The organism is Plantibacter sp. Mn2098, from assembly GCF_049319745.1.
Taxonomy (GTDB): domain Bacteria; phylum Actinomycetota; class Actinomycetes; order Actinomycetales; family Microbacteriaceae; genus Plantibacter.
Genome location: NZ_JBMOUH010000002.1, coordinates 272,433 through 298,825 on the forward strand (window position 1 = coordinate 272,433; position 26,393 = coordinate 298,825).

26 protein-coding genes are annotated in these 26,393 nt (G+C 68.0%); 13 read left to right on the plus strand and 13 right to left on the minus strand.

The window, feature by feature from the left end; genetic code table 11:
- Positions 1-7 precede the first annotated feature (7 nt).
- Together ACL9RL_RS04040 and ACL9RL_RS04045 are read right to left on the minus strand one after the other, a co-directional pair.
- Positions 8-646 (minus strand): GntR family transcriptional regulator, encoded by a 639-nt coding sequence (locus ACL9RL_RS04040; protein WP_422778927.1) that lies wholly within the window; start codon positions 644-646, stop codon positions 8-10.
- 321 nt (positions 647-967) lie between these two features.
- Entirely contained in the window at positions 968-1,633 is a 666-nt protein-coding gene (locus ACL9RL_RS04045) for a GntR family transcriptional regulator (protein ID WP_422778928.1), read from the minus strand.
- 176 nt (positions 1,634-1,809) lie between these two features.
- Between ACL9RL_RS04045 and ACL9RL_RS04050 the strand changes: the two genes are divergently transcribed.
- Both ACL9RL_RS04050 and ACL9RL_RS04055 read left to right on the plus strand, forming a co-directional pair.
- Positions 1,810-2,508 carry a GntR family transcriptional regulator gene (locus ACL9RL_RS04050; protein WP_422778929.1) on the plus strand — a complete coding sequence of 233 codons (699 nt, stop codon included), beginning with the start codon at positions 1,810-1,812 and terminating at the stop codon, positions 2,506-2,508.
- A complete protein-coding gene (locus ACL9RL_RS04055; protein ID WP_422778930.1) occupies positions 2,508-3,173 on the plus strand; it encodes a GntR family transcriptional regulator in 666 nt (221 codons plus the stop codon). Before ACL9RL_RS04050 ends, ACL9RL_RS04055 begins: the two co-directional genes overlap by 1 nt.
- A 94-nt stretch (positions 3,174-3,267) precedes the next feature.
- Here the strand turns inward: ACL9RL_RS04055 and ACL9RL_RS04060 are convergent, their stop codons facing one another.
- Positions 3,268-4,035 (minus strand): MerR family transcriptional regulator, encoded by a 768-nt coding sequence (locus tag ACL9RL_RS04060; RefSeq protein WP_422778931.1) that lies wholly within the window; start codon positions 4,033-4,035, stop codon positions 3,268-3,270.
- A gap of 192 nt (positions 4,036-4,227) precedes the next feature.
- Between ACL9RL_RS04060 and ACL9RL_RS04065 the strand changes: the two genes are divergently transcribed.
- Positions 4,228-5,103 carry a DUF4097 family beta strand repeat-containing protein gene (locus ACL9RL_RS04065; RefSeq protein ID WP_422778932.1) on the plus strand — a complete coding sequence of 292 codons (876 nt, stop codon included), beginning with the start codon at positions 4,228-4,230 and terminating at the stop codon, positions 5,101-5,103.
- Positions 5,100-5,729 (plus strand): PadR family transcriptional regulator, encoded by a 630-nt coding sequence (locus ACL9RL_RS04070; RefSeq protein WP_422778933.1) that lies wholly within the window; start codon positions 5,100-5,102, stop codon positions 5,727-5,729. The genes ACL9RL_RS04065 and ACL9RL_RS04070 overlap by 4 nt, the downstream gene beginning before the upstream one ends.
- Positions 5,730-5,841: 112 nt before the next feature.
- Here ACL9RL_RS04070 and ACL9RL_RS04075 read toward each other — a convergent pair whose 3' ends face one another.
- A complete protein-coding gene (locus ACL9RL_RS04075; RefSeq protein ID WP_422778934.1) occupies positions 5,842-6,420 on the minus strand; it encodes a septum formation family protein in 579 nt (192 codons plus the stop codon).
- 195 nt (positions 6,421-6,615) lie between these two features.
- Between ACL9RL_RS04075 and ACL9RL_RS04080 the strand changes: the two genes are divergently transcribed.
- The 3 genes from ACL9RL_RS04080 to ACL9RL_RS04090 all read left to right on the plus strand — a co-directional run bounded on the left by ACL9RL_RS04080 (position 6,616) and on the right by ACL9RL_RS04090 (position 10,647).
- Positions 6,616-8,694 (plus strand): APC family permease, encoded by a 2,079-nt coding sequence (locus ACL9RL_RS04080; RefSeq protein ID WP_422779212.1) that lies wholly within the window; start codon positions 6,616-6,618, stop codon positions 8,692-8,694.
- Positions 8,695-8,943: 249 nt separating this feature from the next.
- Positions 8,944-10,185 (plus strand): TM2 domain-containing protein, encoded by a 1,242-nt coding sequence (locus tag ACL9RL_RS04085; protein ID WP_422778935.1) that lies wholly within the window; start codon positions 8,944-8,946, stop codon positions 10,183-10,185.
- A 159-nt stretch (positions 10,186-10,344) separates the two neighbouring features.
- The gene (locus tag ACL9RL_RS04090) at positions 10,345-10,647 is read left to right on the plus strand and encodes a hypothetical protein (protein WP_422778936.1); all 303 of its coding nucleotides are present in this window, start codon (positions 10,345-10,347) and stop codon (positions 10,645-10,647) included.
- Positions 10,648-10,695: 48 nt separating this feature from the next.
- Here ACL9RL_RS04090 and crcB read toward each other — a convergent pair whose 3' ends face one another.
- From crcB to ACL9RL_RS04105, 3 genes are read right to left on the minus strand one after another with little or no spacing between them, the layout of a single operon-like run.
- Positions 10,696-11,073 carry a fluoride efflux transporter CrcB gene (crcB, locus tag ACL9RL_RS04095; protein WP_422778937.1) on the minus strand — a complete coding sequence of 126 codons (378 nt, stop codon included), beginning with the start codon at positions 11,071-11,073 and terminating at the stop codon, positions 10,696-10,698.
- A complete protein-coding gene (locus ACL9RL_RS04100) occupies positions 11,070-11,543 on the minus strand; it encodes a fluoride efflux transporter FluC (protein WP_422778938.1) in 474 nt (157 codons plus the stop codon). Before ACL9RL_RS04100 ends, crcB begins: the two co-directional genes overlap by 4 nt.
- A 20-nt stretch (positions 11,544-11,563) precedes the next feature.
- Entirely contained in the window at positions 11,564-12,094 is a 531-nt protein-coding gene (locus tag ACL9RL_RS04105) for a universal stress protein (protein WP_422778939.1), read from the minus strand.
- Positions 12,095-12,343: 249 nt separating this feature from the next.
- Here ACL9RL_RS04105 and ACL9RL_RS04110 point away from each other — a divergent pair, with 249 nt between their 5' ends.
- Positions 12,344-12,538, plus strand: coding sequence for a DUF3073 domain-containing protein (locus tag ACL9RL_RS04110; RefSeq protein ID WP_422778940.1), 195 nt, complete (start codon positions 12,344-12,346; stop codon positions 12,536-12,538).
- A gap of 101 nt (positions 12,539-12,639) precedes the next feature.
- A complete protein-coding gene (locus ACL9RL_RS04115; protein ID WP_422778941.1) occupies positions 12,640-13,770 on the plus strand; it encodes a 2TM domain-containing protein in 1,131 nt (376 codons plus the stop codon).
- 95 nt (positions 13,771-13,865) lie between these two features.
- Here the strand turns inward: ACL9RL_RS04115 and purF are convergent, their stop codons facing one another.
- The 4 genes from purF to ACL9RL_RS04135 form a co-directional block, all read right to left on the minus strand.
- Positions 13,866-15,323, minus strand: a complete 1,458-nt coding sequence (purF, locus tag ACL9RL_RS04120) for an amidophosphoribosyltransferase (protein ID WP_422778942.1) — start codon at positions 15,321-15,323, stop codon at positions 13,866-13,868.
- Positions 15,324-15,419: 96 nt separating this feature from the next.
- A complete protein-coding gene (gene purM / locus ACL9RL_RS04125) occupies positions 15,420-16,526 on the minus strand; it encodes a phosphoribosylformylglycinamidine cyclo-ligase (protein ID WP_422778943.1) in 1,107 nt (368 codons plus the stop codon).
- Positions 16,527-16,533: 7 nt separating this feature from the next.
- Positions 16,534-16,968 carry a hypothetical protein gene (locus ACL9RL_RS04130; protein WP_422778944.1) on the minus strand — a complete coding sequence of 145 codons (435 nt, stop codon included), beginning with the start codon at positions 16,966-16,968 and terminating at the stop codon, positions 16,534-16,536.
- A gap of 146 nt (positions 16,969-17,114) precedes the next feature.
- Positions 17,115-18,251: a magnesium transporter CorA family protein gene (locus tag ACL9RL_RS04135; protein ID WP_422778945.1), complete on the minus strand. Its 1,137-nt coding sequence runs from the start codon at positions 18,249-18,251 to the stop codon at positions 17,115-17,117.
- A gap of 205 nt (positions 18,252-18,456) precedes the next feature.
- Between ACL9RL_RS04135 and ACL9RL_RS04140 the strand changes: the two genes are divergently transcribed.
- Complete coding sequence (locus tag ACL9RL_RS04140; RefSeq protein ID WP_422778946.1) at positions 18,457-19,416, plus strand: aldo/keto reductase; 960 nt, start codon at positions 18,457-18,459, stop codon at positions 19,414-19,416.
- Positions 19,417-19,537: 121 nt separating this feature from the next.
- On the opposite strand, the gene ACL9RL_RS04145 is transcribed toward ACL9RL_RS04140, so the two are convergent.
- Entirely contained in the window at positions 19,538-19,774 is a 237-nt protein-coding gene (locus ACL9RL_RS04145) for a PLDc N-terminal domain-containing protein (protein ID WP_422778947.1), read from the minus strand.
- A 99-nt stretch (positions 19,775-19,873) separates the two neighbouring features.
- Positions 19,874-20,746 carry a helix-turn-helix domain-containing protein gene (locus tag ACL9RL_RS04150; protein ID WP_422778948.1) on the minus strand — a complete coding sequence of 291 codons (873 nt, stop codon included), beginning with the start codon at positions 20,744-20,746 and terminating at the stop codon, positions 19,874-19,876.
- Between the two features lie 92 nt (positions 20,747-20,838).
- Between ACL9RL_RS04150 and ACL9RL_RS04155 the strand changes: the two genes are divergently transcribed.
- Genes ACL9RL_RS04155 through ACL9RL_RS04165 form a run of 3 tightly spaced genes read left to right on the plus strand, consistent with a single transcriptional unit; the run spans position 20,839 to position 26,316 of the window.
- Positions 20,839-24,252 carry a DUF5107 domain-containing protein gene (locus tag ACL9RL_RS04155; RefSeq protein WP_422778949.1) on the plus strand — a complete coding sequence of 1,138 codons (3,414 nt, stop codon included), beginning with the start codon at positions 20,839-20,841 and terminating at the stop codon, positions 24,250-24,252.
- A 45-nt stretch (positions 24,253-24,297) separates the two neighbouring features.
- On the plus strand, positions 24,298-25,311 hold the full coding sequence (locus ACL9RL_RS04160) for a carbohydrate ABC transporter permease (protein WP_422778950.1): 1,014 nt from the start codon (positions 24,298-24,300) through the stop codon (positions 25,309-25,311).
- A 9-nt stretch (positions 25,312-25,320) separates the two neighbouring features.
- Entirely contained in the window at positions 25,321-26,316 is a 996-nt protein-coding gene (locus ACL9RL_RS04165; protein WP_422778951.1) for a carbohydrate ABC transporter permease, read from the plus strand.
- Positions 26,317-26,393 lie beyond the last annotated feature (77 nt).

Genomic DNA, 26,393 nt, shown 5'->3' on the forward strand with positions numbered 1-26,393 from the left:
AAGCCGATCAGCCGGTGAAGACGATCGCCGCCGCCCGGGCGGCCGCCTCCGCATCGCCGGCAGCGACCGCCGCCCGCAGCAGCGGGTAGGCCCCGGCGATCACGGCCAGCGACGATGCCTGGACGGTGAGCGAGATCGTCAATCGGAACGCGAGTCCGGCTGCGATGTCGCGGACGGCGTCCACGAGCACTTCGTTCGGGCAGGCGTCGACGATGCGCTCCACGAACCCGCGGACGGCTCGCCCGTACGCGACGGGATCTGCGGCCTCGAGCGCTGCCGCGGCATCGTCGAGTGTTGTGAGGACCGCTTCGCGCGCCTCGCCGTCGATGGTGACGACCGTCAACCGGAGCACCGCGCACAGCAGCGCGCCGGTGGCCTCCGACAGGGCTGGCTGCGCATCAGGGGTCGGACGGGCGACCCTCGTGTAGCGCTGGGGCGCCGTCTCGACGAGGCCGACGCGCGACAGATCGTTGAGCGCGTCCCTGATGGGCGTCCGGGAGACGCCGAGCCAGTCCTGCAGCTCCTGATCGTGCAGCGTCTCGCCCGGCTCGAAGGTGCCGTCCAGGATCGCCTCCCGAATCCGGAACTCGGCGATCTCACGGAGGGATTGGCGGCGGACATCGGCGATCGACGTTGGCACGGGCATGCGGCCTCTTTTTCAGACGTTGATGTTTTGCGTACGAAGTATATCAGCGACTGTCGTTGTTGGTGGGGAAGTTTCGAGACCTCACAGGGCGCTCGCACACACTCGCGCAGCGTACCCGTCGGCCGCGCACACCCACGGAGGAGGTTCGCGAATGCGAACTCTTAACGCTCAGCTCACGCGTCATCCATTTGAATGGTCACGTTGTTATCGACAACACCCGAGGGGGCGAGAAATGGGCGCTCGCCCCCTCACCACATGCACAGCGCGGCTCGCGGTTCAGGACCGCACCGGCACTGGATCGTCCACTCGCCGGCTGTTCCTCTACCGACCGTCGCCCTGCTGACCGTCCGCCAGCCGGAAGAGCGCTTCAATGGCCAGTTCCGCCGCCACGGCGTCGCCGCGCTGCACCGCATCGCGCAGTCTCGGGAATTCGACCTCCAGCTGCTCCCAGCGCGTGGTCTCACTCGTACGTGAGATCGCGAGTCGGTAGCCGAGCCCGTCGACCAGGTCCCGGGCGGCTGCCGCGAGCACGGGGTTCGGGCAGGCTTTGACGAACCACATCATGAGCGCCCAGTTCTCACGCCCGAACGCCTCGGTATCCCGCGCGGACACCGCATCGAGGACGACGTCGATCGCCTGGGACATCCCGGCTCGCTGAGCGGCGTCGAGGGTGCCGACCGACACCCGCGCGACACCGCCGAGGATCGCGCCGAGCGTCTGCAGGATCGCAAGCCGCTCCTCCGGGACGGGGACGGCGACCCGGGTGTACCGCTGCGGCACCATCTGCACGAGCCCGACCCGCGCCAGGTCGTTGAGCGCCTCGCGGATCGGCGTGCGCGAGACACCGAGCCACCGCTGGAGGTCGTTGTCGTTCAGGAGTTCGCCCGGCTGGAACGTGCCGTTCAGGATGGCGTCACGGATCTGGGACTGCGCCACCTCCCGCAACGACAGGCGTGGCTGAATGGGCCTCTGATTCGGGATGGGCATCCGGCCGCCTCACGCGTGGAGTTCTTGATGATCAGCCCACTCTAGGCCGATCCGGACACACCGGGCAACGCCCGGCGTCATCCGATCACACGCGTCAGAATCGAATCTAACCATTTCGTTCGCCACACCGAAGCGAATATTAGATATTCACACCGTTTGGCGGTTAAGATCGCCGTATGCCCATCCCGACGACGCCAGCGCAGGCACCGCGCAAGCTCCTCCGCGACCAAGTCCACGACCGCATCCTCGAAGCCATCGTCACCGGCGAGCTCGAACCGGGGAAGGTACTTCTCGACAAAGAACTGGAAGCGTGGCTCGGCGCATCGCGGACCCCCATCCGCGAGTCGCTCAACCGCCTCGCCAACGCCGGCTTCGTCGACGTCCTCCCCCAGAAGCTCACGCGCGTCTCCGCGATCGACCCGCGCCACTTCGGTCAGATCCTCGAGGTCCTCGGCGCACTCGACGCCGCAGCCGTCCGCGAGACCGTGCCCCTCCTGACCGCAGAGGACGCCGCGACCCTCAAGCGCTTCCGCGACACGGTCCTCGCCGACGAGGACGCACCGATCACCCCGAAGCGCACGCAGGCGATCAGCGACATCTTCCAGGTGTTCCTCGACCGCTACGACAACAAGCTCCTCCTCCGCCTGCCGGAGAAGTTCGCCCCGCACCTGCAGCGCACGATCAACGCCTCGGGCGAGCTGCTCAACGTCCCGGTCGGATTCGGACACCTGCGCGACCTCATCGATCGCGCCCTGTCCGGCGACGCCGACGGCGCGGCCGATGCCGTGACCGCCTACTTCGGCACGAGCCTGCGGGAACTGTCGGAACAGCTCATCGCGGCAGACACCGCAGCACCGAAAGGCGAGGACAACTGATGCCGACCAACACGCCGACGAACCTCACCCGCCGCCTGCTGCGCGATGAGATCTACGACACGATCCTGAACGCCGTCCTCGACGGCACCCTCGAACCGGGCGAACAGCTGCACGACGAGGCGCTCACCACCTGGCTCGGCGCTTCGCGCACACCGGTCCGCGAGGCGCTCAACAAGCTCGCGGAGGACGGCGTCGTCGAGCTCGTCCCACACAAGTACACACGCGTCGCACCGCTCGACTTCCGTGCCATCAACGAGGCGCTGTTCGTCTCCGGCGTCCTGCACGAGTACGCGGCACGCCAGGTCGTCGGCTCGCTGACCGAAGCGGATCGGACGGCGTTGCAGACGTTCGCCGACAACGCGGTCGACGCGCACGAGCGCAACGACCTTGGCGCCCTCGGCCCGGCCATCCGCGACTTCTTCCTCGCCTTCGAGCGCGCCACGCCGAACCGGGTCCTCGTCGAGACCGTCGAGTCCCTCTCACTGCAGCTGCTGCGCTTCCTGACCCCGCGCGAGGGCCTCACCGCCGTCGAGGACATGGTGTCGCAGATCACGGGCATCAACGAGGCGGCACAGGCCGGAGACGCCGCACGCACCGGTGACCTCATCCACGCCCTCTACGAGCCGACGAGGCAGAACTTCATCACGACGTTCCGCAACCAGTAGCCAGGAGCGGTCGTCGACGTCGTCTCAGGCGACGCCGACATCGCAGAACGACCGGTCGACCTTCTGGGCGGCCGGTCGTTCTGCGGTTCAGGCGCTACTCGGCGCTCCCCACGGAGGCGAGCAGCGCATCGCGCACGAACCGCGCGCCGTCCACCCCGCCGTAGTTCGCAGCGAACCGCTCATCCGCGACGTACATCTCGCCGAGACCCGTGACGTACGCGGCCAGCGACCCCTCGTCCTCTGCGGGCGTCCCCGGGATACTCCGCAGCCACTCGACGTGCCTGCGCGCGAGCCGCTGGGCCTCGTCCCCGGCCGGGTCGATGCCTCGGGAGGCCGCATCGACCCAGTCCGCGTTCAGGCGGGCCAGGCGTTCCGTCCACGCCCGACGCCCCTCCTCATCCATCCCGCGCCACCAGCGGTCGCCGTCGGCATACGCCCGGCTCCCCCATCGCGTCTCGACCTCGGCCTGATACTTCGTGTGGTCGAACCCGTCGAACATGTGCTCAGCCATGAGGGGTCGCCCTCCTTCCAATGCGTTGATGGTGCCCTCGACCGACGCGATCTGGAGCTCGAGTCGGTCCTGTTCCCGCCGCAACCACTCGAGGTGGGTGCGGAGGGAGTCCGTTGTGCGTCGTTCGGCGCGGTCGTCCGCCGCGAGTGCCTCGGCGATGGCGGGGAGTCCGAGTCCGAGATCCCGCAGGAGCAGGATGCGTTGCAGCCGGACGAGCGCCGCCTCGTCGTAGTAGCGGTACCCGTTCGGACCGACGCGGGTCGCCGGCAGCAGTCCGATCGCGCCGCAGTGGCGCAGCGTGCGACTGGTGGTGCCCGCGTGTTTCGCGACCTCCTGGATCGGCCATTCCATGGCGCTCCCCTTTCCGTCTCGGCCCATCTGCGTCGGCCCGTCGAGTCGGCCCGTCGAGTCCAACGCTAAACCTTGACGTTGCGTCAACCTCAAGCGAGTTCCGCACAAAGATGTTGCGGGATCCAGAAACGCGATATATCGTGTTATTCATCACGACGCGATATATCGCGTGTTCCCGAAAGGACTGCCACCATGGCACAGGAGAAATGGATCATCGCCCCCGGCGAGACCCGCGTCATCGACCTCGACCTGATTCGCCGACTCAAGGTCGGCCTCATCGGCGGCCAGATCGACATCATCGGCCACGACGAACCGGGCATCCGCATCGAGGTGAACAGCGTCACCGGCAAGGACCTCAAGATCTCCACCGACGGCGACCAGGTCGAGATCGACCACCCGCAGCTGCGCTGGGACAACTTCATCGACGTGTTCAAGAACTTCGGTTCGAACCGCGCCACCGCCGAGGTCAGCGTGCTCGTGCCGCGCGACATCCTGCTGAACGTCGGCGTCATCACCGCGACCGGCCTCATCTCCGGCATCACGGCGGACGCGAAGGCCAACACCGTCTCGGGCGACCTCGTCATCGACGACGTCACAGGGGACCTCGACGTGAACTCCGTCAACGGCGAGATCACCGTGCAGAACCACAACGGACGACTGAACGCGCACACCGTCTCCGGCGACGTCACCGGCTCAGGGCGCATCACCCGCGCATCGGTCGACGGCGTCGCATCCGACATCCTGCTCGACGTGCACGGCGCGTGCGACTCGCTCGAACTCAACACCGTGAGCGGCTCCATCACCGTCAGACTCGACGACGGCCTGTCGTCCCGATTCACCGCCAACACCGTCTCCGGCACGCTCTCGATCGACGGCTCCACCATCAAGGGCATCCACGGGAGGGGCTACTCCTCTCACACCGGCGAGCTCTCCGGAGCCTTCGCAGAGGTGCGGGCGAACACCGTCTCCGGGGCGATCACCGTGCTGCGTCGCACCGGGACGACCTCCGCGACCGACGCAGGCTCCCCGAGCGATGCAGGTTCCGCAGGGCAGGAGGCGGGCGCATGACCCCCGTCTTCGCGCACGGCAGCCTGCGCCTGTACCTGCTGAGCCTCCTCGCAGAATCCCCCAAGCACGGATACGAACTCATCCAGGCGCTCACCGACCGCAGCGGGGGCACCTACAGCCCGAGCGCCGGCACCATCTACCCGCGCCTCGCGAAGCTCGAAGAAGAAGGACTCGTCACCAAGACGACCGACGGGCGGAAGACGGTCTACGAGATCACCGACGCCGGCCGGGCGGAACTGGCGGCGCGCGAGTCGGAGCTCGGCAGCATCGAGAACCAGCTGACGGACTCCGTCAGGCTGCTCGCCGACGAGGTCCGCAGCGGCGTCACGGCCGCGATGAAGAGCCTCCGGGCCGATCTCGCATCAGCAGCTCGCGATGCCAAGCAGGCGCCGAAGGCCCCGTACACGGCGACCACGACGTCGACGCCGACGGGCGACGACCCGCGGACCACGAGCCGGCTCGCGCTGCACGGGATCGACGTGGTGCTGAACGACTTCCGACAGGGCGTCCGCACGGAGTTGCGGGGCTACGTCGCGAAGGGCGGGGCGCTGACGGATGAGACGGCGACGCGGCTGCGCACCGAGCTCGCGGCCGTCCGGGAGTCGTTGCGAGACGTCCTGCGGTGATGTCGGCGCGGTCCGGTCCGCCCGGTCCCTGAGCCTGTCGAAGGGCCAACGTCACGCTGACTCCCCTTCGACAAGCTCAGGGACCGGAGGGGCCCTCAGGGACCGGTGACGCTCAGCGCGCCGCGCCCTTGAGCGTGCCCTGCACCTGTCCGACGTCGTAGATGACGCACGTCACGGTGCGGTCGTTGAGTTCGCGCCAGCCGTCCTCGGTGGGGATGTAGTTGCTGAAGTCGAGCGTCGAGTCCTCGTATGCGATGCCGGCGAACTCCGGGAAGCGGTCGTAGCAGCCCTGGTCGGCGAGATCCGACGCATCGGCCGGGTAGTCGCCCTCCGGCAGCGTGAAGTCGGCGTAGACCTCGGAGTCGTGGGCGTCGGCGCACGGCACCGTCGGCACATCCGACACGGTGTCCGACAGTTTCGCGTCACTCAGGCAGTCGCCGACGCGCAGGGTGAAGACGTCCGTCTTGCCTCCGCCGACGATCTCGCCGGAGCCGGCGTCGCGGGTCTCGGCCGGGCGGGGCAGGTTCTCCGACACGAACTGGTCGATGGCGCTGCAACCGGTGAGCGAGAGCACACCGACGGCGAGGGCCGCAGCCATCAGCGGGCCGGACTGGCGGGCGGAGCGGGTGCTCCTGCTCGAACCGGTCGAGCGTGCGACGAGCGTGGACAGGGTCGGGAGGGTGTGCTTCACGGAAGGTCCTTTTCTGTGGAATCGGTCAGATCGTCAGCGGTCCCTCGGGTGGGCCTGGACCAGGGTATTGTGCTCCATCACCCGAGCGCCACCTGGGCGTGGGATCGGTATCGGATCAGCGATGTCTGGATGTCGCCAGATCACGCTTGTGGTCCGCCACCGGTGTCCCGCTTGACTCCCGTGCACGAAGGAGTAATATCGCCGCTCGTGACAAGTGAGGGTCGAGAACCCGGTACAGAGCCCAGATCCGCCAAACGCTGGTTGATCGGAGAGCCTCTGCCGACCGAAAAACTGGAAGGGCAATTGCTGCCCAAGCGTCTCGCGCTCCCGATCTTCGCGAGTGACGCGCTCTCCAGCGTCGCCTACGCCCCACAAGAGCTGCTGATGATCCTCACCCTCGGCGGGCTCGCGTTCCTGAGCTTCGCACCGTGGGTCGCCGCGTGCGTCATCGTGCTGCTCATCGTCGTCGTCGCCAGCTACCGCCAGCTCATCAAGGCCTATCCATCTGGTGGCGGTGACTACGAGGTCGCCCACAAGAACCTCGGCGAACGCGCCGGCCTCATCGTCGCATCGGCCCTCCTCGTCGACTACGTCCTCACGGTCGCCGTCTCCGTCGCCTCCGGTGTCGACAACATCATTTCCGCGATCCCCGGCCTCAACCCGTGGCGCGTCGAGATCGCCGTCGGCTTCGTCCTGGTGCTGATGGCCGTGAACCTCCGCGGCGTCCGCGAGTCGAGCAAGGCGTTCGCGATCCCCACCTACTTCTTCATCGGTAGCGTCCTCGTGATGATCGTGGCCGGCCTCATCCGCACCTTCCTCGGTGACGCGCCCGTCGCATCGAGTGCCGCGTTCCAGGTCCACGGCGAGAGCCTCACGCAGGCGGCCTTCATCCTCCTGCTGCTGCGCGCGTTCTCGAGCGGGTGTTCTGCCCTGACCGGCGTCGAGGCCGTGTCCAACGGCGTCCCGGCCTTCCGTCGCCCCAAGATCAAGAACGCGCAGAGCACGCTCGTGCTGATGGGCGGCACCGCGATCGTCTTGTTCGCCGGCCTCACCGCCCTGGCGCTCATCTCGCAGGTCCACTACGCGGAGGACCCCTGCCATCTCATCGGGTTCCAGAACTGCGCATCGACCCCGCAGCCGAGCCTCATGGCCCAGGTCGCGACAGCCGTGTTCGGCGCGAACAGCATCCCGTTCTTCCTCATCCAGGCGGGCACGGCGTGTGTGCTGCTCCTCGCGGCCAACACGGCGTTCAACGGCTTCCCGCTGCTCGGCGCGGTCCTCGCCCGCGACTCCTACGCACCGAAGTCGATGAACACCCGCGGCGACCGTCTGGTGTTCTCCAACGGCATGATCGTGCTCGCCCTCGCGGCGTGCGCCATCCTGATCGTCTACCAGGCCAACCTGACGCAGCTGATCCAGCTGTACATCATCGGCGTGTTCGTCTCCTTCACCCTCGGGCAGACCGGCATGGTCAAACACTGGTGGCGGATGCTGCAGGGCGGCTGCGACGACCGAGGAGCGGTCTGGCGGGGCCTACTCATCAACGGCTTCGGCGCGCTGCTCACGGCGAGCGTCCTCATCGTCGTCACGATCACGAAGTTCACCCACGGCGCGTGGCTCGTGTTCGTGCTCATGCCGATCCTCTTCCTGCTGATGCTGGGCGTCAACCGGTACTACCGCGACGTCGAGAAGGAGGTCGAGGTCGACCCGACCACGACGTTCGGCGCCCAGGGCGACCACGCGATCGTCCTGGTGGGCAAGATGCAGAAGCCGATCCTCAAGGCACTCGACTACGCCATCGCCGCGAAGCACGACAGCCTCGAAGCCGTGCACATCTCGGTCGACCCGGAAGCCACCAAGCACCTCGAAGAGCAGTGGATCGAGCAGAACATCCACGTTCCGCTCACGATCCTGGAGTCGCCCTACCGGGAGTTCGCGACGCCGCTCGCGAAGTACATCAAGGCGCACCGCGCCAAGCACGGCGCAGAGGTCGTGACGGTCTACATGCCGCAGTACATCGTCGGCCACTGGTGGGAGTCGCTGCTCCACAACCGTCGCGCCAGCCGCATCCGCCAGCAGATCATGCTCGTGCACGGTGTGACCGTTGCGCTCGTGCCGTGGCTGCTCGATTCCTCGGAGCTGATCTACGGCCGCCGGTCGCGGCCGCTGCCGGGTCAGGAGCGTCGTGGCGAATTCGTGCGCCCGGCGAAGCAGGGCCACGGCCCGCACGGTGCGCACCAGGTGAACCCGGTGGAGCGCAAGCCGCACCGGTAGGCCGTGATCACGCCCGGAAACAATCGGGCGCTCAACTGGGTATTGCCCTACGCTTGAGGCGGACGACGCGCGACCAGGAACGCCACCCGTCGATGCGCACACAGCAGCGCGCCGTCGGTCGGCCCTGGCCCGCCGCATCGTTCCGTTGCCGTGCGCGATGCCGTCAGCACGCCATCACCGATGGCTCGCCGACGCGCGCCTCGCGTGCGCAGCAGTCGCACGACCTCACAGCACCCTAGGAGCCTCCAGATGACCGACAATCCCGACAACCCGATCCAGCCGCCGGCAGGCGAACCGCAGCTGACGCCCCCGCTGCCTCCTGTCGCACCGCAGCAGCCCACGCAGGCGTACCCGCAGCAGCCCCTGCAGCCGCCTGCACCGGTGTTCCAGCCGCAGCAGCCCGCGCCGGCGTACCAGCCCAACCCGCCGTACCCGCCCCAGGGCTACGCCGTTCCGCCCGCTCCCGGCTACGGCGCCCCCGGCGCACCGGGCGGCTACAACCCGAACCCGTACGCGCCGCAGGCGGCGACCGGTGACATCTCGAACAAGTCGTTCGTCACCACCTGGCTGCTGTCCTGGCTCCTCGGCGGCTTCGGCATCGACCGGTTCTACCTCGGCAAGGTCGGCACGGGCATCGTCAAGCTCATCACCTTCGGCGGCTTCGGCGTGTGGTGGCTCATCGACCTCATCCTCGTGCTCACGGGCGCCCAACGCGACAAGCAGGGGCGCAAGCTCAACGGCTACGACGCGAACAAGAAGGTCGCGTGGATCGTCACGGCGGCCGTCATCGTCCTCAGCTCGATCATCTCGGGCATCAACGCTGCGGCGAACATCGGCTCGACCATCGACGGCGCAGGGTCCTCGACCGGGATCGTCGAGGTGACCACCGACGACGATGCGGCTCCCGCCGCTGAGAAGCCGGCCGACGGTGTCGACGTGCAGGGCTGGGCCGACAAGACGTTCGGCGCCTTCGAGCCGATCGTGCAGACCGGGACCGGCGACAACCTCGTTACACTCCCGGCCGGCGTGAAGGCGGGCATCGTGACGGCGAGCCACGACGGCGAACGCAACTTCGCCATCTCCGTGCTCGACGCCTCCAACGAGTCGACCGGTGAGCTCCTCGTCAACACGATCGGCGCCTACGCCGGGTCGAACGTGTACGGCTTCAACTCCTTCTCCGAGGGCACGACCCTGCAGGTGACGGCCGACGGCAACTGGTCCATCACCATCGCGCCGATCTCCTCCGCCCCCTCGCTCGCCGAGGCTGGTGCCGGCGACGCCGTGTTCCTGTATGCAGGCCCTGCCTCCAAGCTCACGGCGACGCACGACGGATCGCGGAACTTCTTCGTCTCGGAGGAGACGAGCAAGGCGTTCAGCTACGGTCTGCTCGTCAACGAGATCGGCGCCTACTCCGGTACGGTCCCGCTGAGCGCCGGTCCGTCCGTCGTGTCCATCGGAGCCGACGGCAACTGGACGCTCGCGGTCGGCTAGCTCCCCGCATCGCGCACCCCCCCCACCCTCACCCCTCACCACTGTTCGCAATTCCGGAACTCTCGGCCCCGGAACGGCGGTTTCGCCCCGAAACAGGCGAAATCCGCCGGTTCCGGCGCTGGAATTCCGGAATTGCGAACAGGGCGGCAGACTGGGAGCATGCTCACCTACGGACTGATGGCCGTCTTCGTCGGACTCGTGATCGGCGCGTTCGCGATGACGCGCACCGTCCAGGCCAACCCGGACTCCGTCGTGCCGCTCTGGTACGGCCGTCCCAAGGTCATCCCCATCGGCGGCATCATCCTCCGAGCACTGTCGGTCGGCCTCGCCCTGTTCGGCACCGTGCTCGTCTGGCCAGGCCTCGGCGTGGCGTCGATCTTCTTCCCGATCGTGGTGATCGGCGTCCCGATCATCATCAACGTGCAGCACAACCGTCGTGTGGAATCCGGCCGGAGCCGCTAGGCCGCACCCTCAGGAACCACACCCGCAGCTGCTGCTCAGGGGTGCGCCTCAGAACAGCAGCCCGAGCCACACCCCGAGCGCCGATGCCAGCACCGCGCCGGCGAGCATCCCGAGGCCGTTCGCGAGACCGGCCCGCAGCCGCCCTGCGCGCAACAGCCGAACGGTCTCGACGCTCGCCGTACTGAACGTCGTGTATCCACCGAGCAGCCCCGTCCCGATGACAACCTTCCACGCGTCGTCGAGCACATGCGCCATCGCCAGCCCGGTGACGAGCCCCAGGAGGAACGACCCGGTCAGGTTGATGACCGTCGTCCCCCACGGGAAGCTGCTCGCCCATCTGGTGCGGATCAGGCCGTCGATGAGCAGGCACGCCGCGGACCCGACGCCACCGGCCAGCGCCACGGCGACGAACAGCAGGGGCGTCACGAGCCGGCCCCTGCGCCGGCCCCTGAGCCGGCCGTGGGGGCCGCAGGAGCCGCCTCAGCGCCCCCGGAGCCCGCACGCCGCCCGAACCTGCCGGCCAGCCAGATGCCCAACAGGCTCGCCAGCCCGCCGACCACAACGGTCGCGAGCGCGTATCCGATGGCCGTCCAGACGGCACCGGCCCGGATCAGGAGGTCGGTGTCCGTCGCGAGCGCACTGTACGTCGTGAACCCGCCGAGGACTCCCGTCCCCACGAACAGACGGACATTGCGTCGCGCTCCCTCGTCAGGGCCTCGTATCAGCAACGATTCGAGCAGCACACCGAGCACAAACGCACCCACGATGTTGATCCCGAAGATCGCGACCGGCACACCCGCGACCGGCGGGATCGCGAGCGACAGCCCCTCACGAGCGGCCGTGCCGAGGACTCCCCCGACGGCGACGAGGGCGATGGCGGCGGGCCGCAGATGCATCGGACGATGCGCGCCGGGCGTCACCGATCAGCGCCGGGGAGGTCGTCCGGATGCCACAGCGGCTCGTCCGGGGCTGCGGGCGAGAGCGGTATCACGATCACCGGCCTGGGCTGGCGATGCGCGAGCGACGCAGCCACCGACCCGTTGAAGAATTCGAGGATGCCCTTGCGGATGCCGCGCTCACGCGTTCCCACGATGATGGCCCGCGCATCGAGCGACTGCGCCAGTTTGCCGATGGACCGCGCAGGATCCCCGGCGAGCTGCGAGAACTCCCACTCGATCCCGGTCGGATCGAGGATGCGTGCGGCATTCGCCTGCAGCCCCGGATCGATCGGTTCCGGCCGGAAGTCGTGCAGATCCGCGTCGAACGGCAACGAGGTCACCGTGCCGTCCACATTCTCCACAACGACGAATCTGCTCGCGTCGACGTTCGCGAGGACGAGTCGTGCACGGAACGCGACGGCGAAGCCGACCGCCTCCGTGAGGACCGCATCCGGCTGGCCGGGCGTGACTCCGACCACGATCACCTGTTGAGACGTCCGGTCCGACATGATGCACCTCCACCGGCTTCCATCCTGACAGGTGCAGCCCCCTCTGGAAAGCGGATTTCACGCACTTCTCAGACCGCCGCGATGCCGGTCACCCACCCGCGAGGAGCGGAATGGCGGCACAGTGGTGGGGCAGCGCTCGGGCGACCGCCGCCGTGGTAAGCTCGAGGTTAGTCTTTATCGTTCCCTGGTAGGCGAAAGCCTCGGGCGCCCGCGAGCGCGCCCGGTCAGAAAATCATGAGGGGGTCTCGCATGGGTCGTGGCCGTCAGAAGGCAAAGCACACGAAGATCGCACGTGAGCTCAAGTCGTTCAGCCCTGATGTCAACTACAACGCGCTTGAGCGCGAGCTGACAGGGCACTCCAGCGACGAACAATACGACGACGAGATCGCCAAGTGGGCGGAATACTCGGACAAGTACGCGGACGGCGAAGCCAAAGGCGCATAGCCTCGGTTCCAGCCCCGCGTGGTGAGCTTCTCGGTTTCCGTCGTATCCGGCGTTGCCGCATCCACATGGTGTTCGCTGTCCCCTGGGGCTAGCCTGGTTGGATGGACAACGAAGAACTCCGCGCCGCAGCGAAGAAGCGCCTGAAGGCACAGCACGACTTCAAACAGTTCCTGGGCATCTGGGGAGCCGTTTCACTGCTCCTCGTCGTCATCTGGGTACTCTCGGGCTACTACGGGTATTTCTGGCCGATCTGGCCCATCTTCGGCATGGGCATCGGCGCGCTCTTCCTCGGCCTCGACGCGTACGGTCCGTCGCGTCACATCACCGAGGACGCCATCGATGCCGAGGTCGCGCGTCTTGCGGGCCAGCGCGCCCAGCAGGCCGGGTATGCGGCACAGGGCGGCCAGCCCCAGCCGGGCCAGCCTCAGCCCGGTCAGCCCCAGCCAGGCTACGACCCCGCCGCGTACCAGCAGCAGGGCTACGCAGGCCAGGGATACGCCGGTCAGGGCTACACGACGCAGGGTTACGCCGCTCAGGGATACGCGGCAGCGCAGGGATACGGCGACGTCCCGCAGCCGCCCGCCGCGTACACGCAGGGCTACGGCGAGCAGAACCAGACGGGCTCGTTCGAGCAGCTCGGATTCGACGCGCCTGGCGCGGCATCCCACCCGACGCAGCAGTACCCGGCCGTCGTGACCCCGTCCGCCGCGGATGACACTCCGACCGAGGTCGTGACTTCGGTCGCACCTGTTGGGGCGTCGGCATCGCCGGAGGCCGCGGACATCTCGGATGCCTCGGCGACGCTGAGCGATGCGGACCGCGACGAGGTCACGATCGCCGCCGCCGCTGACGAGACGGCTGCGAAGCTCGATCGTCAGACGCCGGAGGCGACCGCCGCGTCGTCCACGGCACCCGCCGCCGCTGCGGTCGCGGATGCTGCCGAGCCGCCCGCAAAGCCCACCCGCGCCCCACGGAAGCCTGCTGCGAAGACCGGCGCCGCATCGACATCGGCATCGGCATCCCTCTCGGCCAAGTCGGCGACGCCTTCGACGGCCAAGTCGGCAACGGCCAAGTCGGCCGGCGCCGCGACGAAGTCGACGGCAAAGCCCGCCACCACCGCCAAGGCTCCCGCGACGAAGTCCGCGGCAGCCGCGAAGCCGGCGACCTCCACGAGGTCGGCGGCCACGAAGTCCGCCGCCAAGGCCCCGGCTCCCAAGCCAACCTCCGACTAACCCTCCCCCGCTTCTGCCGAGGGGTCACAACGTGTGGGTGCTGGCGACGCCAACCCGCAGTTTGCGACCCCTCGGCAGAAGAAGCAGGGTGGGGACTAGGAGAACTGGGAGCGCTCGACCCAGTCGAGGTACTCGGGGGTGACCGTTCCGGTCACGTACTCGCCCGTGAAGCAGCTCATCTCCAGGTCGGTGACGTTGGAGCCCTCGATGATCGCGGCCTTCATGTCGGCGATCTCCTGGTAGATGAGGTTGTCGGCACCCAGCTCGCGCGCGATGTCCGGGATCTTCTTCCCGTGCGCAACGAGCTCCTGCCGCGACGGCATGTTGATGCCGTACACGTGCGGGTACCGGACGGGCGGTGCGGCGGACGTGAACGTCACCTTGTTGGCCCCGGCGAGACGCGCCATGTCGACGATCTCCTTCGAGGTCGTGCCGCGCACGATCGAGTCGTCGACGATGAGGATGTTCTTGCCCTTGAACTCCGAGCCCATCGCGTTGAGCTTCTGGCGGACGCTCTTCTTGCGCTGCGCCTGGCCCGGCATGATGAACGTGCGGCCGACGTAGCGGTTCTTGTAGAAGCCCTCGCGGTACTCGATGCCGAGCTTCTGCGCGACCTGCATCGCTGCCGGCCGGGAGGAGTCCGGGATGGGCATGACCACATCGATGTCGCCCATCGGCGTGTACTGGGCGATCGTGTCGGCCAGACGGTTGCCGAGACGCAGACGAGCCTCGTACACCGAGATGCCGTTCATGACCGAGTCCGGGCGGGCCAGGTAGACGTACTCGAACGAGCACGGCACCAGACGCGGGTTCTTCGCGCACTGACGCGAGTACAGCTCGCCGTTGGCCGTGATGAACACGGCCTCTCCCGGAGCGATCTCGCGCACGATGTCGTAGCCGGACGCTTCGAGGACGAGCGACTCCGATGCGACCACCCAGTCATCGCCGACCATCCCGGCGCGACGGCGGCCGAGGATGAGCGGACGGATGCCGAACGGGTCGCGGAACGCGAGCAGGCCGTGACCGGCGATGAGCGCGATGGCGGCGTAGGACCCTTCGACGCGCTCGTGGACCTGCTCGACGGCCGCGAACACCTGGTCCGGGTCGAGGTCGAGCCCTGAGACCTGGCTCTGCAGCTCCGTTGCGAGGACGTTGAGCAGGAGCTCCGTGTCGCTCGTGGAGTTGACGTGGCGGCGGTCGACGTGGAACAGGTCGTCGCTCAGCTCACGCGTGTTCGTGAGATTGCCGTTGTGGACGAGGATGATGCCGTAAGGCGCGTTCACGTAGAACGGCTGGGCTTCCTTCTCGTTCGTCGCGTCGCCGTGCGTGGCGTAGCGGACGTGTCCGAGGCCCATGTTGCCGAGCAGCGACCGCATGTCGCGCGTGCGGAACGCCTCGCGCACCTGGCCCTTGGCCTTCACCATGTGGAACGTGTTGCCGTCCACCGTCGCGATGCCCGTGGAGTCCTGTCCGCGGTGCTGGAGGAGGAGCAGGCTGTCGTACACCTGCTGGTTGGCCGGTTCAGTCGAGACGATGCCGACGATGCCGCACATGCGTGGGGGCTCCTTGTGGGTCGAGCTGGGTCGAGCTAGGGGGTGACGGACGCGATGCCGGTGGTCGGCATCACGGGAACGGTGGCGGGGAGCAGGTCACGCACGGTAGTCGCCGACGAGACGGACGGCGCCGCCGTCGACCCCCTTGGCACCCTGCTCGAATCCGGTGAGGTCGCGCGCGCCGATGTGCACCGTTCCGGCCTCCCAGGTGGGGATGCCGTCGGCTTCGAGCGCGGCGGTGACCGCTGCGGCTGATGCCTTCGACACCACGGCGAAGAAGCCGATGCCGAGGTTCCAGGTGCCCTCGCTCGATTCGAGCGTGGACCCGGCGATGTCGCTCAGCACACGGAAGACGGGCGACGGGCTCCAGGTGGAGCGGTCCACCTCGACCCAGGAGCCCTGCGGGAGGACGCGGGCGAGGTTCGCGGCGATGCCGCCGCCCGTGACGTGGCTGAGCGAGTGGACGCCGCCCGCGACGGCCGGGTCGCTGATGACACGCAGCAGCGGGGCCGTGTACAGGCGGGTGGGTTCGAGGAGCGCTTCGCCGACGAGGCCGCCGAAGTCGTCGCTGTGGTCGGTGAAGCCGATTCCCTTGGTGCTGAGGATGTGGCGCACGAGCGAGAAGCCATTGGAGTGGAGGCCGGAGGACGCGAGCGCGAGGACGACATCGCCGTCTTCAACACGGTGCTCACCGAGGATCGCATCGGCTTCCACCGCGCCGGTGGCCGCGCCGGCGACGTCGTAGTCGTCCGGGCCGAGGAGGCCGGGGTGCTCTGCGGTCTCGCCGCCGACGAGCGCCGTGCCCGTCTCGGAGCAGGCGCGGGCGATGCCGGCGACGATGGCCGCGATGCGCTCGGGGTGCACCTTGCCGCACGCGATGTAGTCCGTCATGAACAACGGCTTCGCGCCGACCACGACGATGTCGTCGACGACCATGCCGACGAGGTCCTGGCCGATGGTGTCGTGCTTGTCGATCGCCTGCGCGATCGCGACCTTCGTGCCGACGCCGTCGGTCGACGTCGCGAGCAGCGGGCGGTCGAAGGACTTCAACGCCGACGCATCGAACAGACCGGCGAATCCGCCGAACCCGCCGAACACCTCCGGACCGTGCGTGTCGGTGATCGCCGACTTCATCAGTTCGACGGCGAGGTCGCCTGCGGCCGTGTCGACGCCCGCTTCCCGGTAGCTGGTGGATGAAGTCATGACGGCCCTAGCGTTCTGCGGTCGGTGAGGGGGATTCTGACTCCGCGTCGTGTCCGGTGGGAACGGCGGCCGCGGGAGATTCTGAGGCCGCTGCCGCACCGGTGGGGGCTGCAGGGGCTGGACGCACGTCAACTCTATCCGCTGTCACGACGATGATCTTCCGTCCGACGATGCGCTCCATCAGGAGTCCGATGAGGCACGCGATGGCGACGCCGACGATTCCGCAGACGAGCAGCAGGAAGCCGAAGACCTGGAGTTGGGAGAAGTCGGGGTTCTTGGGGAACGAGACCGTGAGGATGAGCGCGGCGAGGACACCGGCGGCTGCGCCGAGGACCATCAGCCGCCAGTAACGCGGCGACCGGCGGATGCCGACCTGCTGGGTCGCGACGGTCTCCTCCGGCTCCCCAGGCTCGGCGGGCGTCACGGGGCTCGCGTCTGTCATACCTCTATTCTCCCCCACGTTTCTAGACACGGCGTACGCCTGTCGTTCACCGGGGGTTGGCCCGGTCCCTGAGCGTCCGAGCCCGGTCCCTGAGCTTGTCGAAGGGCGCCCTTCGACAAGCTCAGGGACCGGGGCGGGCGCGCGCCTCAGAGCCAGTCGTTGCGCTTGAACTGCCAGTAGAGGATCCCCGACGCGGCCACCATCAACGCGATCGACACCCAGAAGCCGGCCTCGGTGTTGATGAGCGGGTACCGGACGTTCATGCCGTAGAAGCCCGTGACGAGGGTCGGGACCGCGATGATCGCCGCCCAACTCGTGACCTTCTTCATCACGAGGTTCATGCGGTTGCCCTGGGCGGTGAGGTTGGTGTCGATGATGGTCGACACGAGGTCGCGCAGCGAATCCGTCCAGTCCGAGACGCGGAGGGTGTGGTCGTACACGTCCTGCAGGTACGGCTGCAGTTCCGCGTCGTGGCCGATGCGCAGTGTGACCCGCATGAACTCGGTCGTGACCTCGCGCATCGGCAGGGCGAAGCGGCGCAGGGTGACGAGGTGCTTGTGCATCGTGTACGCGTCGCGTTGGATCTCGATGACGTCGGGCCGGTCCTCGAACACGGCCTCCTCCAGTGCGTCGACCCGTTCGTCGAGTTCCTGCACCGTGTCGAAATGCGAGTCGACGATGGCGTCGAGCAGGCCCCAGACGAGCGCGCCGACACCGGATGCGGTGAGCTCCGGGCGTGCATCCCAGCGTTCGAGGACCTTCGTCATGTCGAAGTCGCCGTTCTTGCGGACGGTGACGAGCGCGTTCCTCGTGATGAACGCGTTGATCTCGTGCTTGATGAGACGCCCTGGGCCGCGGGAGCGGATCGCGCCGGTGTCGGCGTCGTCGTCGGCTGTGCCGGTGGCTCTTCCGTACCGGTGGCCGGAGCTGCCGATGGCGCTCCCGGAGCTCTGGCTGCCGCGTCTGCCCGCCTCATGACGGTCGTCCTCCGTCTGCGGTCGGAGGTCCGTCGGATCCTCCGGCAGGCTGATGGCGTAGGCGCTCAGGAAGAGGTGCGACTCGTACCGGTCCAACTTGGCGCGCTGGTGCGCCGCGATCGCGTCCTCGACGGCCAGCGGATGCAGTGAGAGCTCCTCGACGATCGTCGCCAAATCGTCGGCGGTCGGGGAGTCGAAATCGACCCATACGGTGTTGGCGTGGTCGGTGATGAGGTCGGAGACCTCGCTGACGTCGAAGCCCTCACGTTGGAGTTCGCCGTTGCGGTAGAGCCGGGTACGTGGCATGCGTTCAGCATAAGCAGCGAACCCCGCGAGGGGAGGCAAGTTGTCCTCCGGGCTCGCGGGGGAGGACGTTCTGCCTCCCCTCGGCGAGGATTTCGACAGCCGGCACACAGGTTTCGCGACGTTCACCGTCACACAGGAATAGCCCACAACCGCGTGTGCTTGGCTTCAGTGCAAGGATTCGCACGCACGCTCTGGAGGAACATCCATGTCAGCACCACGCACCGCCCTCGGCACCTCGGACCTGTCCGTCTTCCCGCTCGCCCTCGGCGGCAACAACTTCGGTTGGACGGCCGATCGCGACGCATCGTTCGAGATCCTCGATGCGTTCACGGCCGGCGGAGGCAACTTCATCGACACGGCAGACGGCTACTCGCACTGGGTCCCGGGGCACACGGGCGGCGAGTCCGAGACGATCATCGGCGAGTGGGTCGCTGCACGCGGCAACCGTGACGACGTCGTCATCGCCACCAAGGTGAGCACTCACCCGGCCTTCTCCGGACTCTCCGCCGCCAACATCGCAGCGGCGGCCGATGCTTCCCTGCAGCGTCTCGGCACCGACCACATCGACCTCTACTACGCCCACTTCGACGACGAGACCGTCTCGCTCGAAGAGTCCGTCACGGCGCTCTCCGCGCTCGTCGACGCCGGCAAGGTGCGCAACATCGCGATCTCCAACTACTCGGCAGCACGCATCGCGGAGTGGTTCGAGATCACCGATGCGAAGGGCCTGCACCGCGCGGTCGCCCTGCAGCCGCACTACAACCTCGTCGAGCGCGACTTCGAGGGTGAGCTGGCGACGATCGCGGAGCGGGAGTCGCTCGCCGTCGTCCCGTACTTCTCGCTCGCGAAGGGCTTCCTGACGGGCAAGTACCGCGATGGCGTGACCGTCAACAGCCCGCGTGCGGAGGGTGCCGGCGCGTACCTCGACGACCGCGGACGCCGTGTCCTGTCGGTCCTCGACGAGGTCGCTGCAGCGCACGGCGCATCGCTCGCATCGGTGTCGCTCGCGTGGCTCCGTGAGCAGCCGACGGTCGTCGCCCCGATCGCGAGCGCGACGTCGCTCACGCAGCTGGCCGACCTCATCGCCTCCGCGACGCTCGACCTGTCGGCAGACGAGATCGCAGCGCTCTCCAACGCGTCTGCGACGGAGCCCGCCACCGCGTAGTCCGAGCCGCGAACCCTCCGTTGCGCTCGCGAGGCGACCCCTCGCGCGGCGACGTCTCGTACGGCAACGGAGGGTTCGTGCTGAGGGCGGTAGCCGGAGGACGGCAGACGGTCGACGGAGCTCAGACGGGACGGATGCCGAGCGCTCGCTCGACCTCGTGTGTTCGGTAGCCGATCCCGTACCAGGCGATCGTGCCGAGGACGGGGAACGCGATGATCGCCGCTAGCCAGGCTGCGCGCGACACGAGTGCCAGCTCAGCGCTTCGGATGACGCTCACAATGGCGCTCGCGATGAGCGCGAGGTACCCGGCGACCGCGAGTGAAACGATCGCGATCAGGATCCAGGTCAAATCGTCCATACCGCTGACCGGCCTTTCCGTCCCGAGGATCGGGCGCGATGTCGTCCAGTCTGCGTGTCGGTTCGGGTCGAGTCAACACCCGTCGCGGCGGCGCGCACGTCAGCCCTTCGCCTGCTTGCGGTAGGCGGTCGGGGAGGCGCCGTGGTGCTTGTGGAACTGGCGGGAGAAGTAGAGGGCGTCGGTGTAGCCAATGGCGCGCGCCACGTCCGAAACGGCGAGCCCCGTCGTATCGAGCAGGTCGCGCGCCCGCGACATCTTGAGGCTGTTCTGGTACGCGAGCACCCCGTGGCCGGTCGCCTGCGTGAACAGTGCGGCGAAGTGCGAGGGGCTGAGCCCGGCGAGCGACGCCAACTCCGCAACGCTCGTGCGGGTGCCGATGCGCTCCTGCAGATACGCGAGCGCCTGACGGATGGGATCCTCCCGCTGCGGCGAGTCGACCTGGTCGGCCGCGAGCATCGCGAGCAGATGCCACGCCGCCCCCGCCGCTGCCAACAGCGTCGGCACCGATTCGTCGGTCTCCATCCGCGTCAGCGCCTCGTCGATGAGCGCCGTCGACCGGTAAACGTCACGCACACGAAGCACCGGCCTGGTCGGCGAGACCCGCATCGCGTCGAGGAGTTCCGGCACATCCGACCCGGCGACGTGCATCCACCAGATGGTCCATGGCGCATCGGGGTTCGATCCATACTCGTGCGGCACGCCGGGTTCGATGACGAGCACCTGGCCGGCCCCGATGGGGTGGATCGTGTCGTCGCCCCCGACACGGCACCACCCAGATCCCTCCGTGCACAGGATCACGATGGCCTGCCGGCTGCCCTGTGGTCGGCTGCGACGGTGCGCGATGGCGCGGGGGAACACGCCGCAGTCGGTCACCACGAGTCGACTCGTGACAGGGCGGGACAACACGACCCGGACGAGCGGCTGCGGCATCACCTGCAGACGTTGCCCGGGGAAGCCTTCTTTGAGGTACATGGGTCCAGTGAGCCACGGAATCAGTGTTTTGTCCATATTTGTCGTGAGAACTGATATTCCCGGACCCGCTCGGCCGACCATAGTGTTGCCGCATGCTCACCGAAGAGTCCACGAACAGCACGGCGTCCGACACCCGTCCCACGCCAGCGGCTCAGCCCATCGAGGCGACCACTCCCGCACCCTCCGAGATCCAGCTCCCGCCCATCCCGGCATCGCAGCAGTCGCGCCAGGTCGCCGCCTGGCGCGAACCGCTCGTCATCGACAGCTACCTGCCCGAGGCCCCCGACCGCTTCCCGGCGTTCCTGGAGAAGCGCGTCTACCAGGGCTCGTCCGGCCAGGTCTTCCCGATGCCGTTCTTCGAGCGCATCAGTCAGACGAAACAGCCGCACACCTGGGATGCGATCCACATCGAGAACGAGTGGATCCGCCTCGTCATCCTGCCGGAGCTCGGTGGCCGCATCCACATCGCGTACGACAAGACCAACGGCTACGACTTCTTCTACCGCAACAACGTCATCAAGCCGGCGCTCGTCGGCGTCCTCGGACCGTGGATCTCCGGCGGTGTGGAGTTCAACTGGCCGCAGCACCACCGCCCGGCCACGATGCTCCCGACGGACTCGTACATCGAGTTCGAGGACGACGGCGCCGTCACCGTGTGGTGCTCCGACCTCGACCCGTTCACCCGGATGAAGGGCATGCACGGCATTCGCCTGCACCCGGACAAGGCCGTCGTCGAGGCCCGCGTCCGTCTCTTCAACCGCACCGATGACACGCAGACGTTCCTCTGGTGGGCGAACGTCGCCGCCCGGGTCGACGACACCTACCAGTCGTTCTTCCCCACGGACGTTCACGCCGTCGCAGACCACGCCAAGCGGGCGATGAGCGCCTTCCCACGCGCCACCGGCGAGTACTACGGCATCGACTACCCCTCCCGCGTGACCCCGGAGCGGCCGGACGCAGACCGCATCGACTGGTACCGCAACATCCCCGTGCCGACGTCGTACATGTGCTTGGGCACGCAGGACGACTTCTTCGGCGGGTACGACCACGGCCGTCAGGCCGGGTTCGTGCACTGGGCCGACCACCACATCTCCCCGGGGAAGAAGCAGTGGACGTGGGGCAACGCGCCCTTCGGCTGGGCGTGGGACCGCAACCTGACCGATGGCGACGGCGCGTATGTCGAACTCATGGCCGGCGTCTACACGGACAACCAGCCGGACTTCTCCTTCCTCACCCCGGGGGAGACGAAGACGTTCAGCCAGTTCTGGTTCCCGATCCAGGGCATCGGGACGGTGCAGCAGTCGACGCTCGATGTCGCGGTGCACTTCGAGCGGGTCCCGGCGGGCGCGCAGGCGGCCCACCCCGAGCGCCCAGCACCGCTCACGATGTCCGTCGGCGTTGTGACGACGTCGGTCCGCGACGGCGCACGCATCACCATCCGCAACGCCGCGGACGACACGATCCTGTGGGAGGCTACAGCCGACCTCGGCCCCGGCCGGACGTTGCAGGACACCGTCAGCCTTGTCGGGTTCGCCGATGAGCAGGAGAGCGAACACGCTCTCGCCCTCGTCGTCGAGCACAACGGCGAGACGCTCCTCCGCTGGCAGCCGCGACGTGAGGACGACGGTTCGACCGCAGCCCTGCCGGACCCGGCGAGCGAGCCGGCGGAACCGGCCGACATCGCATCGTCCGACGAGCTCTACCTGACGGGCGCGCACCTGGAGCAGTTCCGCCACGCGACGCGCTCCCCGGAGCCGTACTGGCGTGAGGCCCTCCGCCGCGACCCCGGCGACCTGCGCTCCAACACGGCGCTCGGCGCCAGGCTGTATCGGGCCGGTCGCTACGACGAAGCCCTCGAGCTGCTCGAAGCCGCCGTCGCACGGAGCATCTCGCGGAACCCGAACCCCTCGGACGGCGAGGCGCACTACCGCCTCGGACTCGTCCTGCAGCGTCTCGGCCGCATCGGCGAGGCGACGGACCGCTTCGCGAAGTCCGCGTGGAACTCCGCCTGGCGTGTCCCGGCGAAGCTCGCGCTCGCCCGGATCGCTGCCGCGGACGGCGACACGACCGGGGCGCTCACCCTCATCGAGCAGGTGCTCCGTCTGGACGTCGACCACATCCAGGCCCGCGGCATCCGGACGGTCCTGTTGCGCCGTTCCGGCCGCCGGGAGGACGCTGAGGTGCAGCTCGCCGACACGCTCGCCCTCGACCCGCTCGACGCCTGGGCGCGAGACCTCGCCGGTCTGACGCTCACGGACGACCCGCAGGCGCTCGTCGACCTCGCGCTCGAGTACCGTGCGATCGGCGAGCACACCGAGGCACTCCGGGTGCTCGACCTCGCCGCCTCGATCCCGCGCACGGCGGCGAGCGCCGGCGGCAACAACGCCGCCCCGTTCATCGAGTACTACCGCTCGGACGTCCTGCTGTCCCTCGGCCGACCGGACGATGCCGCTGCGGCACGGTCCCGCGCACGCCGCGTCGACGCGACGAACGCCCTGCCCGGCCGTCTGGACGACATCGACCTGCTCGCATCGGTCATCGCCCTCGAACCGGACGATGCGCGTGCCCTCGCGCTCTCCGGCCACTGGCTGTACGCCCAGCGCCGCTACGCGGACGCCGTTGACGTGTGGCAGCGCGCAGTGGCTCTCGCGCCGCGTGACGCGCTCGTCTGGCGGAACCTCGGCATCGCCGCGTTCAATGTGGCAGGAGACGCCGACGAGGCCGTCCGCTGCTACCGCAACGCACTCGATTCCGATGCGGGGGACGCGAAGCTCCAGTACGAGTACGACCAGCTGTTGAAGCGCACGGGCACCGCCCCGCAGCAGCGTCTGGAACGGCTGCGATCGATGCCGGAGCTCGTCGCCCGGCGCGACGACCTGACCACCGAGTTCGCGACGCTGCTCGTCATCGCCGGCACCCCGGCCGACCGGCTGGCCGCCGTCGAACTGCTGAGTTCCCGAGCATTCCAGCCCTGGGAGGGCGGCGAAGGGGTTGTGCTCGCGGCGTGGGATCTCGCACAGCTGTCGATCGCGCGGGATCACCTCGCAGCGGGGGAGCCGGCTGCCGCGGTCGAGGCCGTTCGCAGCGCGTTCAACGCACCGATCTCCCTCGGGGAGGCGCGGCACGACCTCGCCAACTCCGCCGAACTGTGGCTCACTCTCGGCGATGCGTACGATGCCGCCGGGCAGGGCGCAGAGGCGATCGAGGCGTGGACGCAGGCCGCGACGGTGCGAGGCGACTTCCAGCGCATGGCCCCGATGGCGTATTCGGAGCGCACGTACTGGTCGGTGCTCGCGTGGCGCAGGCTCGGCCGGGAGGACCTCGCAGCCGAGCTCATCGCCGGGCTCACGGCCCACGTCGCCGAACTCGACGACACGGTCCCCGTGATCGACTACTTCGCGACCTCGCTGCCGACCATGCTCCTCTTCGTCGAGGACCTGCAGCAGACCCAGGACGCGCACATCGCCCTGTTGCGGACGCAACTCGAATCGCTCACCGCGGACTGAGCTGCACCCTCACCAGCACATCGACAGCAAGCGCAAGGAGGCGCCATGAGCACGATGACCGATCATCCAGGCAGAGGTGGTGCGGACGCCGCACCGCCGCCAGGGGCCGGTACCCCAGGGGTCGGCACCCCGCCGGCCCCGCGCGGCAAGGCCAAGCGCGGCGAGCGGGCGTCGAGCCCCCTCTCGGCCGCGAACCGCAACGACTGGAAGCTCGGCTGGCTCCTCGTCGTGCCGGCGATCGCCGGTTTCCTCGTCTTCGCGCTCTACCCGACGCTCCGCGGCATCTACCTGAGCTTCACGAACTTCCGTGTACTCACCCCGCCCACCTGGGTCGGCTTCGCGAACTACGAGAAGATGTTCGCGGACAAGGTGTTCTGGAACTCGCTCCTGACCACCCTGCACTTCGTGGTCCTCGCGGTGGTGATCGGTCTCGCCGTCTCCCTCGCGACCGCCGTCATCCTGCACCGGGTGACGAAGTCGACGGTCATCCGCGGCCTCATCATCCTGCCGTTCCTCATCTCCAGCGTCGTCGCCGGTGTCGTCTGGTCCTGGATGCTCGACTCCCAGCTCGGCATCGTCAACCTGTGGCTCAACAGCCTCACGGGGGAGACGGTCAAGTTCCTGAGCGACCGGGCCTGGGTCATCCCCTCGCTCGCCGTCATCACGGTGTGGAAGTCGATGGGGTACACGACGATCCTCATCTTCGCCGGCCTCCAGACCATCCCGGACCACGTCTACGAGGCGGCGCGGATGGACGGCGCGAACGAGATGCAGATGTTCCGCCGGATCACCCTCCCGCTGCTGCGGCCGATCATGGCGATGGTCACGATCCTGACGCTCATCAGTGCGTTCCAGGTCTTCGACATCGTGCAGGTCACCACGAAGGGCGGTCCGGCCAACGCGTCGAACGTCCTGCAGATGTACATCTACGACAAGGCGTTCGGACAGTTCGACTTCGGCTACGCGGCAACGATGTCGCTCGCCCTGTTTGCGATGCTCATGATCATCTCGTTCACCCAGATGCGCCTGATGCGGGCATCGCAGTCGGACACGAACTAGGAGCGCGCCATGACCAACGACACGATCACCGCGCAGGGCGCCGCAGCCCAGGGCTCCGCCGCCGGGCGCTCGGCGCAGGCCGACACCGGATCCCAGGCGACCTCCCGCATCCCGCGCCGCCGCACCAGACGACTCCCGTCGCCCGGCCGGATGCTCGCGTGGCTGTACCTCATCGTCATCCTCGTGATCACGATCTTCCCGTTCTACTGGATGCTCCGCACGGCGCTCTCCAACAACCACGCCCTCACGACCCACCCCACGTCGCTCCTGCCGGTGGACTTCACCTTCGGGCCGTTCCTGCGGGCGCTCGGGTTGGCATCGGTCGAGGACGCGCGGGCGGAGGGCGGCTCCGGCGCGGCGCTCGACCTCGGCATCTACCTCCGCAACTCCGTCCTGTACGCGGGGATCGCGACGTTCTGCCAGGTGTTCTTCGCCGCCCTCGCCGCCTACTCGTTCTCGCGGTTGCAGTGGAAGGGCCGCGACATCGTGTTCGGTATCCTCTTCACGGCGCTGATGCTGCCGGCGATCCTCACCCTGCTGCCCAACTTCGTCCTCATCAAGGACCTGGGGCTCATGAACAGCTTCGCCGGGCTGATCCTCCCCGGCGCGTTCTTCAGCGCGTTCAACATCTTCTTCCTCAGACAGTTCTTCCTCGGACTCAACCGGGAGATCGAGGAGGCGGCGGTGATCGATGGTGCGAGCAAGATCCGCATCCTCTTCCAGGTGGTCATGCCCACCGCATCCGGACCCATCGTGACGCTCACGATCCTCGGGTTCATCAACTACTGGAACGACTACTTCTGGCCGCTGCTCATCGCCGGCGACCGGAACGTCCAACCGTTGACGCTCGCGCTCGCCGTGTTCAAGCAGTCGTCGCCGCAGGTCGCACCCGACTGGGCGGGGCTCATGGCGGCCTCGCTCCTCGCCGCCCTGCCGATGCTGCTGCTGTTCATGGTGTTCGGCAAACGCATCGTCAACTCGCTCGGGTTCACGGGCATCCGCTGACCTGACCCCACTTCATCCCACCCCATTTCACCTCGCCCCACTTCACCTCCCATCACGCACCATCATCAGCACCGCAC

Coding starts and splice junctions, on each gene's coding strand:
- purM (WP_422778943.1), bottom strand. CDS start 16,526: ATGACTTCATCCACCAGCTACCGGGAAGCGGGCGTCGACACGGCCGCA.
- ACL9RL_RS04100 (WP_422778938.1), bottom strand. CDS start 11,543: ATGCATCTGCGGCCCGCCGCCATCGCCCTCGTCGCCGTCGGGGGAGTC.
- ACL9RL_RS04060 (WP_422778931.1), bottom strand. CDS start 4,035: ATGGAATGGCCGATCCAGGAGGTCGCGAAACACGCGGGCACCACCAGT.
- ACL9RL_RS04105 (WP_422778939.1), bottom strand. CDS start 12,094: ATGTCGGACCGGACGTCTCAACAGGTGATCGTGGTCGGAGTCACGCCC.
- ACL9RL_RS04085 (WP_422778935.1), top strand. CDS start 8,944: ATGACCGACAATCCCGACAACCCGATCCAGCCGCCGGCAGGCGAACCG.
- ACL9RL_RS04040 (WP_422778927.1), bottom strand. CDS start 646: ATGCCCGTGCCAACGTCGATCGCCGATGTCCGCCGCCAATCCCTCCGT.
- ACL9RL_RS04160 (WP_422778950.1), top strand. CDS start 24,298: ATGAGCACGATGACCGATCATCCAGGCAGAGGTGGTGCGGACGCCGCA.
- ACL9RL_RS04155 (WP_422778949.1), top strand. CDS start 20,839: ATGCTCACCGAAGAGTCCACGAACAGCACGGCGTCCGACACCCGTCCC.
- purF (WP_422778942.1), bottom strand. CDS start 15,323: ATGTGCGGCATCGTCGGCATCGTCTCGACTGAACCGGCCAACCAGCAG.
- ACL9RL_RS04070 (WP_422778933.1), top strand. CDS start 5,100: ATGACCCCCGTCTTCGCGCACGGCAGCCTGCGCCTGTACCTGCTGAGC.
- ACL9RL_RS04110 (WP_422778940.1), top strand. CDS start 12,344: ATGGGTCGTGGCCGTCAGAAGGCAAAGCACACGAAGATCGCACGTGAG.
- ACL9RL_RS04055 (WP_422778930.1), top strand. CDS start 2,508: ATGCCGACCAACACGCCGACGAACCTCACCCGCCGCCTGCTGCGCGAT.
- ACL9RL_RS04050 (WP_422778929.1), top strand. CDS start 1,810: ATGCCCATCCCGACGACGCCAGCGCAGGCACCGCGCAAGCTCCTCCGC.
- ACL9RL_RS04045 (WP_422778928.1), bottom strand. CDS start 1,633: ATGCCCATCCCGAATCAGAGGCCCATTCAGCCACGCCTGTCGTTGCGG.
- ACL9RL_RS04115 (WP_422778941.1), top strand. CDS start 12,640: ATGGACAACGAAGAACTCCGCGCCGCAGCGAAGAAGCGCCTGAAGGCA.
- ACL9RL_RS04090 (WP_422778936.1), top strand. CDS start 10,345: ATGCTCACCTACGGACTGATGGCCGTCTTCGTCGGACTCGTGATCGGC.
- ACL9RL_RS04065 (WP_422778932.1), top strand. CDS start 4,228: ATGGCACAGGAGAAATGGATCATCGCCCCCGGCGAGACCCGCGTCATC.
- ACL9RL_RS04130 (WP_422778944.1), bottom strand. CDS start 16,968: ATGACAGACGCGAGCCCCGTGACGCCCGCCGAGCCTGGGGAGCCGGAG.
- ACL9RL_RS04165 (WP_422778951.1), top strand. CDS start 25,321: ATGACCAACGACACGATCACCGCGCAGGGCGCCGCAGCCCAGGGCTCC.
- ACL9RL_RS04150 (WP_422778948.1), bottom strand. CDS start 20,746: ATGTACCTCAAAGAAGGCTTCCCCGGGCAACGTCTGCAGGTGATGCCG.
- ACL9RL_RS04135 (WP_422778945.1), bottom strand. CDS start 18,251: ATGCCACGTACCCGGCTCTACCGCAACGGCGAACTCCAACGTGAGGGC.
- ACL9RL_RS04145 (WP_422778947.1), bottom strand. CDS start 19,774: ATGGACGATTTGACCTGGATCCTGATCGCGATCGTTTCACTCGCGGTC.
- ACL9RL_RS04140 (WP_422778946.1), top strand. CDS start 18,457: ATGTCAGCACCACGCACCGCCCTCGGCACCTCGGACCTGTCCGTCTTC.